Annotated in this window: 17 protein-coding genes; 12 read left to right on the forward strand and 5 right to left on the reverse strand. The window is 61.7% G+C overall.

Features of this window, described 5'->3' with window-relative positions; all coding sequences use genetic code 11:
• Position 1: 1 nt before the first annotated feature.
• The 12 genes from V3C85_RS01055 (at position 2) to V3C85_RS01110 (ending at position 10,454) form a co-directional block, all read left to right on the forward strand.
• Positions 2–316: a TrbC/VirB2 family protein gene (locus V3C85_RS01055; protein ID WP_331793201.1), complete on the forward strand. Its 315-nt coding sequence runs from the start codon at positions 2–4 to the stop codon at positions 314–316.
• A 69-nt stretch (positions 317–385) separates the two neighbouring features.
• Entirely contained in the window at positions 386–661 is a 276-nt protein-coding gene (locus V3C85_RS01060) for a type IV secretion system protein VirB3 (protein ID WP_331793203.1), read from the forward strand.
• Positions 636–3,047, forward strand: coding sequence for a VirB4 family type IV secretion system protein (locus V3C85_RS01065; protein ID WP_331793204.1), 2,412 nt, complete (start codon positions 636–638; stop codon positions 3,045–3,047). The genes V3C85_RS01060 and V3C85_RS01065 overlap by 26 nt, the downstream gene beginning before the upstream one ends.
• Positions 3,044–3,268 (forward strand): hypothetical protein, encoded by a 225-nt coding sequence (locus V3C85_RS01070; RefSeq protein WP_331793205.1) that lies wholly within the window; start codon positions 3,044–3,046, stop codon positions 3,266–3,268. Before V3C85_RS01065 ends, V3C85_RS01070 begins: the two co-directional genes overlap by 4 nt.
• 6 nt (positions 3,269–3,274) lie before the next feature.
• Positions 3,275–4,381, forward strand: coding sequence for a lytic transglycosylase domain-containing protein (locus V3C85_RS01075; RefSeq protein ID WP_331793207.1), 1,107 nt, complete (start codon positions 3,275–3,277; stop codon positions 4,379–4,381).
• The gene (locus tag V3C85_RS01080; protein ID WP_331793208.1) at positions 4,371–5,168 is read left to right on the forward strand and encodes a type IV secretion system protein; all 798 of its coding nucleotides are present in this window, start codon (positions 4,371–4,373) and stop codon (positions 5,166–5,168) included. The genes V3C85_RS01075 and V3C85_RS01080 overlap by 11 nt, the downstream gene beginning before the upstream one ends.
• Positions 5,168–5,671 (forward strand): hypothetical protein, encoded by a 504-nt coding sequence (locus V3C85_RS01085; protein WP_331793209.1) that lies wholly within the window; start codon positions 5,168–5,170, stop codon positions 5,669–5,671. The genes V3C85_RS01080 and V3C85_RS01085 overlap by 1 nt, the downstream gene beginning before the upstream one ends.
• 3 nt (positions 5,672–5,674) lie before the next feature.
• Positions 5,675–6,694, forward strand: a complete 1,020-nt coding sequence (locus tag V3C85_RS01090) for a type IV secretion system protein (protein ID WP_331793211.1) — start codon at positions 5,675–5,677, stop codon at positions 6,692–6,694.
• A gap of 33 nt (positions 6,695–6,727) precedes the next feature.
• Positions 6,728–7,387, forward strand: coding sequence for a virB8 family protein (locus V3C85_RS01095; protein WP_331793213.1), 660 nt, complete (start codon positions 6,728–6,730; stop codon positions 7,385–7,387).
• Positions 7,384–8,133, forward strand: a complete 750-nt coding sequence (locus V3C85_RS01100; protein ID WP_331793215.1) for a TrbG/VirB9 family P-type conjugative transfer protein — start codon at positions 7,384–7,386, stop codon at positions 8,131–8,133. The genes V3C85_RS01095 and V3C85_RS01100 overlap by 4 nt, the downstream gene beginning before the upstream one ends.
• Position 8,134: 1 nt before the next feature.
• Positions 8,135–9,457: a TrbI/VirB10 family protein gene (locus tag V3C85_RS01105; RefSeq protein WP_331793217.1), complete on the forward strand. Its 1,323-nt coding sequence runs from the start codon at positions 8,135–8,137 to the stop codon at positions 9,455–9,457.
• Positions 9,458–9,467: 10 nt separating this feature from the next.
• A complete protein-coding gene (locus V3C85_RS01110) occupies positions 9,468–10,454 on the forward strand; it encodes an ATPase, T2SS/T4P/T4SS family (RefSeq protein WP_331793219.1) in 987 nt (328 codons plus the stop codon).
• A 132-nt stretch (positions 10,455–10,586) separates the two neighbouring features.
• Here V3C85_RS01110 and V3C85_RS01115 read toward each other — a convergent pair whose 3' ends face one another.
• The 5 genes from V3C85_RS01115 to V3C85_RS01135 form a co-directional block, all read right to left on the reverse strand.
• Complete coding sequence (locus V3C85_RS01115) at positions 10,587–11,018, reverse strand: acyl-CoA thioesterase (protein ID WP_331793220.1); 432 nt, start codon at positions 11,016–11,018, stop codon at positions 10,587–10,589.
• Between the two features lie 170 nt (positions 11,019–11,188).
• Positions 11,189–12,070 carry an AraC family transcriptional regulator gene (locus tag V3C85_RS01120; protein ID WP_331793221.1) on the reverse strand — a complete coding sequence of 294 codons (882 nt, stop codon included), beginning with the start codon at positions 12,068–12,070 and terminating at the stop codon, positions 11,189–11,191.
• 42 nt (positions 12,071–12,112) lie between these two features.
• Entirely contained in the window at positions 12,113–13,300 is a 1,188-nt protein-coding gene (locus V3C85_RS01125; protein ID WP_331793222.1) for a CaiB/BaiF CoA transferase family protein, read from the reverse strand.
• Complete coding sequence (locus V3C85_RS01130) at positions 13,300–14,466, reverse strand: iron-containing alcohol dehydrogenase (protein WP_331793223.1); 1,167 nt, start codon at positions 14,464–14,466, stop codon at positions 13,300–13,302. The genes V3C85_RS01125 and V3C85_RS01130 overlap by 1 nt, the downstream gene beginning before the upstream one ends.
• Positions 14,463–15,620, reverse strand: coding sequence for an acyl-CoA dehydrogenase family protein (locus V3C85_RS01135; RefSeq protein ID WP_331793224.1), 1,158 nt, complete (start codon positions 15,618–15,620; stop codon positions 14,463–14,465). The genes V3C85_RS01130 and V3C85_RS01135 overlap by 4 nt, the downstream gene beginning before the upstream one ends.
• Positions 15,621–15,625 lie beyond the last annotated feature (5 nt).

Raw genomic sequence — 15,625 nt, forward strand, 5'->3', positions numbered from 1 at the left:
GATGGTTCGATTTTTCTCGGGCGCGCAGCTGTCGCGCCTTTCGCTGCGCACCCTGCTTCTGGCCCTGCCGTTCTTTGCAATACTCGCCGAACCGGCCCTCGCGCAAAACCTCGATCCCTTGGAAAACATGCTGCAGGTCGTGGTCGATGGCCTGACCGGCCCGATCGGACGGCTGATCGCCATCCTCGCTGTGGTGGCAGCGGGTTACATGATGTTCACCGGCCGCCTGAATTGGCCGCTGTTCCTCGCGATCTTCTTCGGTGTCGTGCTGGTTTTTTCGGCCGCGACGATCATCGACGGCTTTGCTGCTCCTTAATGCTCGATAGTCGGTAGGGCAGGGGTCTCGTATAGCCCCCGCCCGCCGGCCCGATCCGGATCTTTCCCCATGCATGACGCGCCTTTGTTCCTCGGCCTCACCCGGCCGCCGAAGATCTTCGGCCTGCCGATCGGGTATTTCGTGAGCCTCATGCTGGGCTCAGTCATCCCCTTTGTCGGGGCGAATGACTGGCGTTTCCTCCTGATCGGGGTTTTGGGCTATCCGGTCCTGTGGTTCGTGGCGGACCGAAACCCGAACCTTTTTGAGACGGCGGCGGTGGTCTTCTCCCGCACCCCGCGCACGCGGAACAAGTCAGCCTTTGGCGGAGACCGCCATGTCAGCTGATCTGAAATCCCTGTTCCCGGCTACCCCCGCCCTGAAATCCGTCGTCCGCCCCGAGGATCTTGGCGCCGAGACCCTGGCGCGGCATCTGCCATGGTTGTCGGCACCCGCCGATGATCTGATCTTGACCCGGCAAGGCGATCTGATCGCCTCTGCCGTGGTCGACGGTCTCGATAGTTTCACGGTGGAAGAGGGCGAGATTTCCCTCGTCCCAGCCTCGCTTGCCCGGCTGATTGGGCAGTTGGGCGAAGGCTTCGGGTTTCATATCTCGAAACTGACCCTACCAGACTGGCCGCAGCTCAAGGGCTTCGATGCAGATCTTGACGCCAAGGGTGTCGTCGACGCGGATGCTTTTGCCGCCGCCGTGGACCGGCGATGGCAAGCCCATCTTGTCTCCCGCGACCTGAAGCGTCGGGTTCTCATGGTATCGGTCATCTTGCGCCCGACCGCCTTGAAGCGCCTGCCTTTGATGGGCGCACTCTTCAAGGCCGCCTTCACCGACGACTTGGGTGCGCGGGCAGAGCGGCTCAATGAAGCCATGGGACTTTTGGCCGGGGTCGTCCAAGGCATGGGGTTTCGGCGCCTGACCATCGGCTCTGGGGAATGGCTCGGGCTTCTGGGTGGGATGATCGGGCAACCTGTGGTCAAATCCGTGCCGATGAAGGGCCAGTTTCTCGCGGAAGGTCTGTCGAGCAGCCAATTCCTCTTCACGGGCAAGCGCGTTGGGATCGAAACCTCGGGCACACGGCGCTTCGGGGCCATCTTCGGCGTCAAATCCTATCCGGCACGGACCTGGGCAAGGATGCTCGATGCGCTGGAACTGCCCTACGACATCACGATCACCAACAGCTTCACGCCTGCGCGGAACAACGAGATCGAGGAACGCATCAAGCGCACTGCGCGGCAGATGCGTGCCTCCGAAGATGCCGCAGAAACGCTGCGGCAAGAGCTTTATGAAGCAGCGGACAACGTCGCCTCCGGCCGCCAGGTCTTCGGCAAGCACCATCTGACCGTAATGGTCACGGCCGAGACCCCGGAAAAGCTGGAAGAGGCCGCATCCGAGGTCTGGCGTGCAGGGCAGGATTGCGGGGCGACACTGGTGCGCGAAAGCTTTGCCGCCCGCGCTGCCTGGTTTGCCCAGGCCCCTGGCAACTGGGCCTATCGGCCGCGCACCGCGTTGATCTCGGCGCAAAACTTCGCGCATCTTGCGGCATTGCACCGGGTGGCAGAGGGCCGCCCGAAATCCCAATCCCCCTGGGGCGAGACGATCACCGGCCTGCCGACTGTGACGTCGAGCCTTTACCGCTTCAATTTCCACGATAAAGGCGCGCGTGGCGCAGAACCAAGTGCCGGTCATACCCTCGTTCTGGGTCGCACCGGCTCTGGCAAGACTCTCGGCACGGCCTTCCTGATGGCGCAGGCGCGGCGGGTGAATGCCCGCATCCTCGTCATCGACAAGGATCGAGGGCTGGAAATGGCGGTGCGAGCCCTGGGCGGCAGTTATTCCGCGATCCGGATCGGTGAGGCCACGGGACTGAACCCGTTCCAAACCGAGGTCGACGAACGGGGTGCCGCTTGGCTCACCGACTGGCTGGGTGACATCCTCGCCAGCACGCGCGGCTTTGAAACCGCGCAAACGGTCAGCCTCAATGCCGCCGTGCGTCAGATCGTGGCTGCCGATCCGCGTCTGCGCACCTTCGATGGTCTCGGCACGCTGGTCGCTTCGACTGATGACGAAGGCGATCTCGTCTCTCGTGTTCGGGAATGGGGGCAAGGCGGGCGGTATGGCTGGCTCTTCGGGCCAGGGGCGGCTTCCGAGATCAGCCTAGGCGAGGATGTGGTCGGCATCGACATGTCGGAAATCCTCGATCTTGGCACCGAACGCTCGGCTTTGCTGGCCTATCTCTTTCGCCGCATAGAGCGGGTGATCGAGGATCGCCGCCCAACCCTCATCGTGATCGATGAAGCCTGGAAGATGCTCGACGATCCGATCTTCGAGAAGCGCCTGCATGACTGGCTGGTCACGATGCGGAAGAAGAACGCTGCCGTGATGATGCTGACCCAGACGCCAACGCACCTGACACAGTCGAAAGTCGGCCAGATCATCGCAGAAAGCGTGGTGACGCAGCTCCTCTACCCCAACCCGCGGGCCAACCCCGAGGATTACCGGATCCTGCGTCTCAACGAAAAGGAAGCCGAGTTCCTCTGCACCCCGACCGGGGGCCTGCGTCTGGCACTCCTGCGGTCTGCTGGCGACTCCGTCTTCGTCAACATGGATCTCGCCGCCCTTGGCTCGCATCTCGCCGTCCTTGGCGGTGGGCGGTCCGGAGAAGACCGCGCGCCCTTCGGTTGGCGCGACATCCCTGATTTTTGGAAGGACATGCAATGAACACCCGCAAATGGATGATGGGCGCGTCGCCCCGCCCGCTGCTTCTCCTTGTCGGCCTTACGGCGTTGTCCGCCTGCGAAGGCGTCGAAACCGGGGCCATCTCGCCCTGCCACGGCCAATTCCGCGCCGAGGGCAAGTATTTCGCGGCGCGCACCCAGACCGACGGGAGCCGCGTCGTGGTCAGCACGATGAGCGCCCCGACTGCGGCTTGCGGGAACTGAAGCTCCATGCGCTGCGCTCTGCTTCTCGGGTTTACTTGTGCGACGGCGCTGCCGTTGATCGGGCTCGCGCAAGGCGTGCCGATCATCGACGGCACGCGCGTGTCGAACCTGATTTCGCGCCTGGCAGAGCAGGCGCAGGATGCCTTGAAGCAGGAAGAGAAGCTCGGGCAGCAGACCCGCCTCAACGAAATCGAGGACGAGCAGCTGGCCGCCTATGAGCGTTTCCTCGCGGATACGACCGGCACCACCGATTTGAGCAGCTTCGAGGACGGCGGCGGTACGTTTCCGCCTGCGGACGAGGTTTACCCAATCGACGAGACCAGCCCGGAAAGCCAGCGGCTTTTCGGCGAGGGTGAAACGGTCGAGGCGATGATCATCGCCACGGCCCATCGCTATGAAACGCATCCCGGTGTGGTGAAGGTTGGCCTCACGCCCACGACCTGGCGCATCCTGTTCCAATCTTTGGTCAAGCAGGAAAGCGCCTTCAACAATGCTGCGATCAGCCCGGTGGGTGCGCTTGGCTTTTGCCAATTGATGCCGGGCACGGCAGCCGATCTCGGCGTAGACCCGAGTGATCCGTTACAGAACCTTGACGGTGGCGCGCGCTATCTGGCAACGCAGCTCAACGCCTTTGGCCGGATCGATTTCGCGCTCGCGGCCTATAACGCCGGGCCCGGCAACGTCCAGAAATACGATGGCATCCCGCCCTTTGAGGAAACCCAGAATTACGTCCGCCGGATCTCGGGCTTCTACGATGCCTACCTTTCGGAAATCACCGGCGCCGATGTGACCGGCACCCTTGCGGGTGTCGATGGTGCCAGTGCCGAATGGGGCAACATGTCCTCCGCCTTCATTGGCTATTTGGGTCAGCAAAGCGGGCAAATCGAAGCCGCCATGGCGCGGATCAAGGGGTTTTTGGAAGAGGCCAAGCCCCAGACCCCGAAAGAGGCCGTCGATCAGAACACATACATGATCGCAGAACGCGCGCGGCTTATGGCCCTGACGCTCAGGCTTCGGGCCGGCGCCGTGAAGGTCGAGGCGGCAAGTGGTCTCTCCGACGCCGCCCAAGCCCTGCAATATTCGACATTCTGGGAGTATTCCGATGGTCAATAAACAGGTGGTGACAGCCGCCGCGCTCTACCTTTGCCTCCTTGGTTCGACCACCTATGCGCAAGGCGTGCCGGTTATCGACGGCACCAACCTCGCCAAGAATATCGAACAGTTGCAGGCCGCTCTGCGCGATGCGGAAAACCAGATCGCGCAGATCGAAGAGCTGAAAAAGCAGGTTGAGAACGGTCTTGAACAGATCACCAATCTGGAAGGCATCTTGGGGTCCATTTCCGGCCTCAACGAAATCGCCAGTCTCTACAACTCTGCCCAGGATCTGCGGTCGCGGGCGGCGAAGATCACTGACCTCTCCGGATTCACCGATGCCATTGCGATTGGGGATTTCGACAGCCTGTTGGACAGCCTGCTCGATGGCAATGTCACTATGGGCGACAAGATGGCCGCCGAATACATGGAAGACACGCTCGCCAGTGCCGGCCTTTCCTCCGAGACACTGGCGGGGCTCTCGTCCTCAACAAACCCGCAGGACAAGCGGATTGCCCAGACGGCGGCTGCGAGTGTCACGGCCATGGGTGTGGCGCAGCTTTCCTATGAAGAGGCCGCCCAAAGCCTCGAGCGGATCGACGGGCTGGTTGACGAGATCGCGAGCCAGGACACGCTGAAGGAAAGCATCGACCTCAACACCCGCATGGCGGCCGAGACCAATTACATGCTGGGCCAGATGTGGCGGCTCAATGCCGCGACGGGTCTTGCCACCGGGCAGACCGGGGTCAACTGGGCGGCGGAACAGGCCAAGGAAAAGAGCTTCTTCGATTATTCGGGGGCGAACTGATGCGGCGCGGAGTGCTTCTGGCGGCCGCAGCCGCTCTTACTTACTCCCTCCCGGGCTTTGCTGCTGCCGAAGACCTGGCCAGCGTCAGCGATGTAGAGCTGTTGGAGCAGACCCGGGAAGCGGTGGGAGCGCGGGATTCTGATCTTGCGCTGGAGCTTCTGACGGAAATGCAGCGGCGCGGGACGGGGATCTTTGCAAGCGCTGAAAAAGCGGCCTGTGAGGAAGTCATCGCATTGCCGGACGGGATCACCGATTGGCGGTTCAAAGGGGCCGCGCGGCAAGCCTACATTATCTCGGCCAAGAAGCGGCAGCTCGCCAGCGAATCCTGCGGCTGCCTCTTCACGGATTATCCGTTCGACGGTTTCACCACCGAGGTCTTGGGCAAGTCCCCGGTTGATCTGACCGATGGGGACCGCGCGGCGCTGGAAACCTACCTCGCCGCCGAGCAGCGCGATGTCGAAACTCGCTACCGCACCCTTGAGAAATTCTGTCGGGCGAATTGATCCATGGCCATCATCGCCGACATCCTGACCCAAGTGGACGCCGCCGCGACAGCGGTCGGTGCTACCGCCTTTGATGCGGTCGCCGCAGAGATCGTGCCGGTCTTCCGCATCGGGTCGGTGTTGGTGGTGGCGCTCGTCGGCATAAATCTGATGGCTCAAGCGGTGCCCATGACGCTCCGAAACGGCCTCGGCCTGATGGTCCGAATTGCCGTGGCCTCGGCGTTTATGTCGTCCTGGACCAACTTCAATGCGGTCTATGGCGTCCTCACGAATGCTCCGAGCGAAATCGGCGCCGTGGTGATGAACGCTTTCGGTGGCGGATCCGGCAACCTCTATGACGGGCTGGATTCCCTTTACCTGCAGGCCCTCGATGTCGGACAGGCGATCAGCCAGAATGGCAGCTACATCACCGGGGCCCTCGCGGGCCTTCTGATGTTTCTCGTCGCGGCCCTGATGGCCACGGTGTCGATCATCGTGATCTCGGCGGCCAAGATCATGATCGGCGTGCTGGTGATTTTCGCGCCGATCGCCATCGCCTGCACGCTCTTCAAGGTGACGGCAGCGCTCTTCGATCGTTGGGTCAATCTGGCCCTGGGCTTTGCCTTCTATCCGATGCTGACCTCGGGCATGGCAGCTTTCACCATAGCCATCGCCCGCGACCTCACCCCCGCCTCGCTTACCAATGTCGAGACCATTGGCGACGTCCTGAGCTTTGTCGTCGTGATGATGCTTGGCACCGGCCTCATGGCCATGGTCCCGACCATCGCCCAATCGCTGGCCCAAACTGCAACCGGCCTCGGCGGGGTTGCGAGTTCCACCTTCCGCACGGCCGACACAGCCAAAGGCTATGGTCGATCCGGCATTGCCGCCGGGATCGGGGCCGGGCGTGGTGCTGCAGGGATGGATGCCGGTGGGCGGCGGCCATCGGACGCGCGCATGAATGGCAATACCGCAGGTCAGATCGGGCGATCGGCAGTGCAGACCGCGATGCGCCTTGCCAGTCGCACCCCCAACAAGAGTTGAGCCCCCAAGATGCCTAAGTACGGAGGAACGCCGATGGAGGCGCATGGATTTGACGTCGATCTCATTCTCGAGCCGCGTCTCTCGGCCCGGCGTGCCTGGGTGGTTGCCGGCGGGGCAGGGGCCCTCAGTCTCATTTTGGCCACAGCCCTCGTCCTGGTCCTGCCATTGAAAGAAACGCAAGTGTTCACTGTGCTGGTGGATCGTCAGACCGGCGATGCCGAAAAGGTGCTGCAGGTGGCCCCAACCGGTATCGAGGATCAGGAAGCGCTGAAGCAAAGCCTGCTCGTTGCTTATGTCTCCGACCGCGAAGGGTATTTCCTCGCGGGCATTCAGGCGCGGCTTGAGAGTGTGCAGCGCCGCTCGACAGCCAATGCCGAAGAAAGTCTGCGGCTCCTTTGGTCGAAGGGCGGCGGCAATACGGCTTACCCGCCCGATGTTTACGGCGCAGGTGCGGAAGTCTCTGTGACGGTGCGCCGGATCACCTTCCTCGCCCCAAATGTGGCCCAAGTTCGGTTTCTCAAGACCTTGCGCAAGACCAAGCAGGAGCCAGTTACTCAGCCTTTCGTGGCGACGGTCGAGTTCGCCTTCGCTCCCAAGACCGAACGTTCTCTCGCCCATGTCTGGGAAAACCCGCTCGGCTTCACCGTCTCCTCTTACCGCGTCGATGCCGAAACGCTGGAGTCCAACCCATGACCCGCACTTCTTTCCTCCTTCCCGGGCTTTTGGCATCCAGTCTCGCCTTTGCCCTGCCCGTGTTTGCCGAGGTGGCCCCCGCCTCGATGGGGGCCGACGCCCGTGTGCGGTCGGTGCTTTACAGCCCCGTCGACGTGATCCGCCTCGATACCCAGTTGCGGGTCAACACCGCCATTGAGCTTGGGGCAGGCGAACGGATCGATTCCGTGCTCTTGGGCGACAGCGAGGCTTTCGAGGTGGAGGTCCTCTCGAACCGCACCACGGTGTCGATCAAACCGGTGATCGGCGGCGCGGAAACCAATATGACGATCTACACCGGGCGGCGCACCATCACGCTGGTCATCAGGGAGGGGCGGTCGCAGAACCCAACCTTCCGGCTGGTGCTGCGCTATCCCGAGACGGGAGGGGGCAAGGCCACGAAGCCCACCGTCGCTTCCGGCTCGCGGGATATCGGCTATGCCTGGTCGGGTGACGAGAAGCTGAAGCCCGTCCATATCTGGAATGACGGGCAGACTACGTATTTCGCCTTCGCGCCCGGCGTCAGGCCGTCGATTTTCGGGGTCGACGCCACCGGGCGCGAAGTCACGCTGAATTCTGGCACCCGCGGCAGCATCGTGCGCGTCCCGGGTTTGCGCGATGAGTATTCGATCCGGATCGGCACGGAGGTGCTCTGCATCGAGCATGCGGAGGGCGGCATAACGACTGATCCTGCCCTTCTTTCCAAACTTCAGGGCTGGGAGTTCTGACATGACCGATCCGCAGAAAACCGATGCGCCAGCGAACACAGAAACCGAATACAAGGTCGAGCGGCCCAAGCCGAAGATGACCCGGCCGCAAAAGATCGGCATGGGTGCGCTGTTGGCGGGAGCAAGCATTGCTGCCATCTGGACGATCTGGCCCGCGACCCCTGCCATCCCGGAGGTCGAAACCTCGGCAGTCGAGGAGTTCCAGGATCAGGATGGTGGTTCGCCGTTCGGCTCCATCGAATCTGCACCCAAGGCGGACGGTGGCGATGGCTTTGCCAATATCGAAGGCGAGCTTGCCGCTCAGCGTGAAACGCTGGAGAGCCGCAACGCTGCGCTGAAAGGGGAGGTTGAGCGCCTGCAAAAGGAACTGGCCGATCTCGCCACCCGTGCGGATTCCGAAAAAGACGCCACGGCTAAGGAACTGGCCCTCGCACTGGAGAAGGCGCAAGCTCAGAATCTTGCACTGATGGAGGACATGCGAACGCAGTTCGACCGTGAGATTGCTGCCTTGAAGGCCGAGGCCGACAGCACGAGCGCGGTCGATGCGTCACGCGAAGCTGAACTGGCCGCCAAGCGCGCAGAACGAGAAGAGCAACTTGCCGCTCGGATCACCTCGCCCTCTGTCGTCTATGATGGCGGCGACAAGTCCGGGGCAGGGGATGCGGGGATGGGCATGCCCGACGAGGCGACATCGGGCTCGCGCGATGCGGCTGGCCGGGATTTCGTGCAGTCGGGCCGGGAAGCGACCGAGATTGAAGCAAGCCAGGTCATCGCCAACCCTTCGAACACGGTGCTGCAGGGTACGATGATCGAAGCCACGCTTGAGAACGCTGTGGATTCGAGCCTGCCCGGGCAGATCACAGCCATCGTCACGCGGCCAGTCTGGTCCTTCGATCAGGCGCAGATCCTCGTGCCTGCTGGTTCGCGGCTCTTTGGCGAGTATTCCTCGGAAGTGGCCATCGGTCAGGGCCGAATCCTTGTCGCCTGGACGCGGCTCGTGACGCCGGACGGCCAATCCGTACAGATGGAAGCCTTCGGAGGGGATGCCCAAGGCCGCTCCGGCATCACCGGCAAGGTGAACAGCCGCTTTGGGCAGCGCTTCGGATCGGCTGCACTGATCTCGCTTCTGGGGGCCGCTCCGGCTGTTGCTGCCGCGAAATACACGACCGAGATCTCCTCCGACACCGCCGAAAACATCGGCCAGGATCTGAGTTCAGCCATGGGCTCTGCCGTCGAGGCTTACACGAGCTTGCCGCCGGTCATCACCGTCGCCCCAGGGGCCGCAATCACGGTCATGGTCGACCGCGATCTGGAATTCTGGTGAGGACGCCCCGATGATGGACGGACAGCCTTCGTTTCTCGGGGCCTATCTCTCTTCTCTCGCGCCAATCTTGCAGCGCGAAGACCTGGTTGAGATTGCCATCAATCCTGACGGCAAGGTCTGGATCGAGCGCAAGGGCGGCAGCCACATGGAGCTCGTCCCGGATCTGCACATCGACCAGGCGCTCTCGGTGAACCTCGGGCAGGCCACCGCCTCATCCGTGGGTGTGCAGTTTTCTGACAAGAAGCCGACTTTGTCAGGGAAGATCATCTGGGGAGCCATGGCGATCCGGGCGCAAGTCGTGGCGCCGCCCATCGTCGAAGGTGGAATGGCGATCACCCTGCGGCCGTTCAAAGTCGCGGCCGATACGCCAATAAAGCCAACCTTGCTTCATGGATCGTTGATCGATTTGGATCACCGGAAGCGCGAGTTGGGGAAGGAAGTCCTGGCTCTGGCAGAAGCGGGTGATGTCGAAGCCGCGATGCGGCTTTGCGTGCGCAAGCGGTTGAATGTGCTGATTTCTGGGGGGACTTCGACAGGCAAGACCACCTTTGCGCGGTCGCTTCTGGCGATGGTCGATCCAGCTGAGCGGTTGGTGACCATCGAGGACGCCTATGAGCTTTTCCCGATGCAGGCGAATGTAGTGGCATTGAAGGCGGACCGGAACTCACAAGGGGAGCGGACACCGGCGCGCCTCCTTGAGGCTTCGCTGCGTATGCGGCCGGATCGGATCATCTTGGGTGAATTGCGTGGGGAAGAAAGTCGGACCTTTCTTGAGGCGATCAACACAGGGCATGGTGGGTCGTTCACGACGATCCATGCCGATACGGCGCGGAAGGCGATCGATCGGTTGGCGATTATGGTGATGGCGGCAGGGCTCGGGATGGGGTTTGAAGAGGTAAAGCGGTATTGCGAGGGATCCGTGGATGTGGTCCTGCAACTAGAACGGCGGGGTGGTGTGAGAGGAGTAGTCGAAGTTTGGTTACCATTCGCTAATTAAATCTAAACGACGTGTATCGGCAGTGTACTCGGCAAAATGGGAATTCGTTCTGTCGACTTCGAGGCGAGGAATAAGGTTGGAGAGCAAACCTACGGAAGAGCAGCATGGTTGCAGCGGCACAGTGGAACCGACTCACGACGCGGGTATGGTCAAACAGATCAGAAGTGCTTCTCGAATGTTGTCGGTGATCGGAATCTTGCTAAAGGATGTTGCATCCATAAAGACCGACGTCGAACGACAGTCAAAGCACGTAGTCTGTCCTTGACGACCGAAAACCTGCAAGCCAACTGAACTTGCCCCGACCTTTTGGACCCGAACTTCGCAAACAAGTTGCAAACCCGCTTTAACCGGGGAAATGAAATCAAAGGTCAGATGAACAAATGGGATAGCGATCTTTTCTTCCGTCAGAAGATAGAGCCAGCCGCATCCATCCAAGAGTTCGTCCCAGAACGCCTCTATAGCTTCGATAGCGAAATTGGTGATCCGGCCAGTGAACGCGATTCCAAGCAAGTCGCAGTCACCAAAGAATATTCTGCGTGGGAAAAGAAAGGCTTCTTGCGCCATCTTACTTCAACTTCTCCAAGAAAACTGAACTCGACCCAGTGCCGGGTAATTGAAGATGACATGTGTTCCAAATTCTGACTGAACTTGGGTCTTCCCGTCTCATAGTGTGCACTCATGGCACATTCGCGAACAGTGCAACCGGCCACACGTTGAGGCTGAGCTGCCAGCTTTCATGTATCGTTCTGATACTGGGCAGGAGTCGTGCCGACTATCTTTCGGAAAGTTCTGCAAAAGTGGCTTTGATCCGAGAAACCGCAATCCAAGGCCACGACCTTGTGGGCCGTCTTGCCTTGCCGCAGCATCTCTTGCGCTTTTGCAACCCTTTTGCGTATGACATAGGCATAGGGGGCCAGCCCAAATTCGGCCTTGAACTGGCGTGAGAAGTGAAAGGCGCTGAGGCCGGTCGTCTCGGCTAGATCGTCCAGACTGATATCCTCGGCCAGTCGGCTTTCGATCAGGTCGTTGATCCGACTAAGTTGCATCGGACTGAAGGCAGAGCCCCTGTCCCCGGTTATTGTGATCTTGGCGTAGTGACGCAGAAGATGTACGGCCAATTGGCTGCGCAGAGTGTCGATCATCAGCCTTTGCCCGATACCGCCGCATTTCAACTCGGTTTCCAGCATCTGGAACGACGCTAGGATCAGAGGGTCTTCGGTGGCGATCTGATCATCAATCTCGACCGACTGTGGGTCGCGACCAAAGACGGTTTGGGCGGTTGCCTCAAGGCTGTCGTGGGCCAGATAAATGTGTCGAACCTTGATCGGCTCGGCCCAGGCCCAGGTCGATTGCTCGGCCCGGGTCAGGAGCGAGATCTTGCCGCTGCCGACCTTGCCACTTTGCCATGGACCGCCACTGGAGCGGCGCATCGTGGTGGGGGCGCCGTCATAGGCCACGAACATGTAATCGCGCATCAGTGGGATGGCGACCTCTTGCCGGTCATAGTGGTAGCCCTTAAGCGTGATGCCCTTCCAGTCATGCCGTGAGGAGTCAAGCGTCATTTCGCCCGGAATCCACTCGGGTATCTTGTCGGGGGCCACGAGCGTCTGTTGCATTCCTTTCTCCCTGTATTGCAATCTGTATAGGTTGTAGTGGGGTCAACTCGGTTTTTCTTCCAGAACGACGCCCCTGCCGGTCAGGGTATCTATCTGGTCGTCTGAATACCCGGCATCTTGCAGTAGGACTCGGCTGTGTTGGGCAAAGCGGGGCGGGGCCAAGCGAACAGCGCCGGGCGTGCGCGAGAACAGCGCCGGAATGCCGGTGCCCTGGTAGTTGCCGATGGTCACGACCATGCCGCGATGCGCCGTATGGGGATGGGCCAGCGCTTCGTTGACGTTGCGAACCACCCCGGCAGGCACGCCGGCCTTCAGCAACCGGGGCTCTAGCACCTGTGCGTCAAGCTCGGCGAGTTTCGCGGTCAGGATGGCAGTGATCTCGGCCCGGTGGGCCAAACGGGCGGCGTTGTCGGCAAAGCGGGGATCGGTGGGGACATCGGGCAAGTCCAGTACCTCGCACAGCTTGGCGAACTGGCCGTTGTTGCCGATGGCAAGATAGAGCTTGCCGGTCCGGGTCTCAAACATATCATACGGCACGATGTTGGGATGCCCGTTGCCCGTGGCCACGGGCACCTTGCCCGACATCAGCGCATTGGCCGCCTGCGGATGCATGACGCTGAGGGCGCAGTCATAAAGCGGCACTTCGATCGCCTGCCCAAGGCCGGAACGAAAGCGCTCGATGATCGCCGCCAGCACGGCGTTGCAGGCGATTAGCCCGGTGCTGATATCGACCACCGGCGTGCCCAGCCGGGTCGGACCCGCGCCGGGTGTGCCGTTTATGCTCATCAGCCCGGTCATGGCCTGAACCACGGCGTCATACCCGGGAAAGCCGCCCAAGGGGCCATCAGCGCCAAAGCCGGTTACATGGGCTAGGATCAGCCTTGGAAAGCGGTCTTTCAATACGGCCTCATAGCCCAGGCCCCATTTTTCCAATGCGCCAGCCTTGAAGTTGTGAACCAGCACATCGGCCGTTTCCAGCAGGCGCAGGATGATCGCCTGCCCCTCGGGCTTGCCGATGTCTATGGCGATGGACCGCTTGTTCCGGTTCGCTCCCGAGAAATAGGCGCTGAGCCCGGCGTTGAAGGGCGGACCCCACCCACGGGTCTCATCGCCTTGCGGCGGTTCGACCTTGATGATCTCGGCCCCATGATCGGCGAGCATCTGTGTGCAGTAAGGGCCGCCAAGAACGCGGCTGAGGTCCAGGACGCGGATACCGTCCAGAGCGCCCATCACAGGACCTCCAGATACAGGGCTTCGACTTCGGGGGCGGTCATGTCGCGGGGATTGGTGTCCAGAAGGCGGCTGATGCCGGAGACGACCTGTTGCGCCATGCCGGGAATGGCTGCTTTGGTGACGCCCATATCCGACAGGCGGGTTTTCAAGCCGCTGGTTTTCAGCATCTGCTCCATCTCGGAAATCAGTGCCAAAGCCGCAGCGCCATCGGAGTTGAAGTGCCGCGCTGGCAGCAGCAAACGCGACAGGCGGGCATATTCGGCCTCGGCGGCGGGCAGGTTGAACCGCAGGACCGGGCCTGCGACAAGCGCATTGGCATGTCCATGCGGTACATGAAAGCCTGTGCCCAAAGGATAGGACAGCGCATGGATGGCGCCCACGCTGGCATTGATGAAGGCCATGCCCGCCAGCGTCGCTCCCAATAGCATCGCCTCGCGGGCGGCGAGGTTGGACGGCGTCTCCAGCACCAAGGGCAGGTTCTGGCCCAAAAGAACCAACGCCTTGTCGGCCAGAGCGTCTGAGATCGGGTTCTTCCGCGTCCGGCTGGTGGCGGCCTCGATCGCATGGACCATGGCGTCCAAGGCCGTCGCCGCCGTGATGGCGCGGGGCATGCCCAGGGTCAGCCTGGCATCCAAGAGTGCCACATCCGGCAGAAGCTGCGCGGCATAGACCGCCTTCTTCTCATGGCTGTCCGAGGTGAGGACCGAAACCCATGTGACCTCCGACCCGGTGCCCGCCGTGGTCGGCACCTGGATCAGCGGCAGGCGTTTGCCCGTCACACGATCGACGCCGATCATCTCGGCCACCGGTTGCCCGTTGGCTGCGGCGGCTGCCACGACCTTGGCGGTATCGAGCGAGCTGCCACCCCCCAGACCTACGATGCCGTCGGCACGGAAGGCACGCGCCGCTTCGACCGCAAGACCCACCACCGCAATGGGGGGATCGGCCTCGACCTTGTCAAAGACCTCGGCGGCCAGTCCCGCAGAGGCCAGGGCGTCCAAGGCCTCGGCGGCAAAACCGCAGGCGACGATGCCGGGATCAGAGATCACCAGAACGCGGGTCGCGCCAAGGTCTTGCATCAGGGTGCCCAATTGCCACAGCCCGCCCGATTGGCAGACGATCTTCGGAGTGGATAGGAAGTTGAAATCCATGGCTTTCCTCACGCCGCGTCGCGGATCATGTTGCGGGCAATCACAAGTTGCTGGATCTGCGTCGTGCCCTCATAGATGCGGAACAGGCGCACATCGCGGTAGAACCGCTCGACGGCATAATCCGCCATATATCCCGCCCCACCATGAATTTGCACCGCACGGTCGGCCACCCGTCCCACCATTTCGGAGGCATACATCTTGCAGCACGCCGCCTCGGTCGAGACGTTCTGCCCGGCATCCTTGCGCCGCGCTGTTTCTTCGATCATGCAACGGGCCGCAAAGGCCTCGGCCTTGCTGTCGGCCAGCATCGCCTGGATCAGCTGCTTTTCCGCGATGGGTTCGCCGAATTGCTTGCGGTCCATCGCAAAGGCTAGAGCATCGCGGATCAACCGCTCTGCTGCCCCGGTGCAAACCGCCGAGATATGCAGACGGCCGCGGTCCAAGACCTTCATCGCGGTCTTGAAGCCTTGATTTTCCCGCGCAGCGCCGCCGATGATATTGGCCGCCGGAATCCGCACGTTTTCAAAGATCACGTCGCAGGTGTGCGAGCCCTTTTGCCCCATCTTGCGATCGGTTGCTCCCAGCGTCAGCCCCGGCGTCCCCGCCTCGACGATAAAGGCGCTGACCCCGGCAGAGCCTTTGATGTCGGCATTCGTGCGGGCAAAGACCGTGAAGACATCGGCACGGGGCGCGTTGGTGATATAGCGCTTGGTGCCGTTCAGAATGTAATCGTCGCCATCCCGTCGCGCCGTGGCGCGCAGGGACCCCGCATCCGACCCGGCATCCGGCTCGGTCAGTGCAAAGGAGGCGATCATCTCACCCGAAGCCAACGCAGGCAGATAACGCGCCTTCTGCTCGGCCGTGCCGTCTATGATGATGCCCTGAGAGCCGATGCCGTTGTTGGTGCCAACCAAGGACCGGAACACCGGAGAGGTCTGGCCTAGGATGAAAGCTGCCTGCACCTCTTCGGCCATCGACAGACCAAGGCCGCCATATTCCTCGGGGATGGCCATGCCGAACAGGCCCATCTCGCGGATCTCCTGCACTAGGGCCGGCGGGATGGCGTCGTCATCGGCCACTCGGGCCTCGTTCGGGATCAGGCGATCTTTGACGAAGCGGTCAAGCGCTTCGAGGAACTGGGCGAGGGTCTCGGGATCAAGGGCCATGGTCT

The sequence above is a fragment of the Pseudotabrizicola sp. L79 genome (genome assembly GCF_036553525.1).
Lineage (GTDB): Bacteria > Pseudomonadota > Alphaproteobacteria > Rhodobacterales > Rhodobacteraceae > Pseudotabrizicola.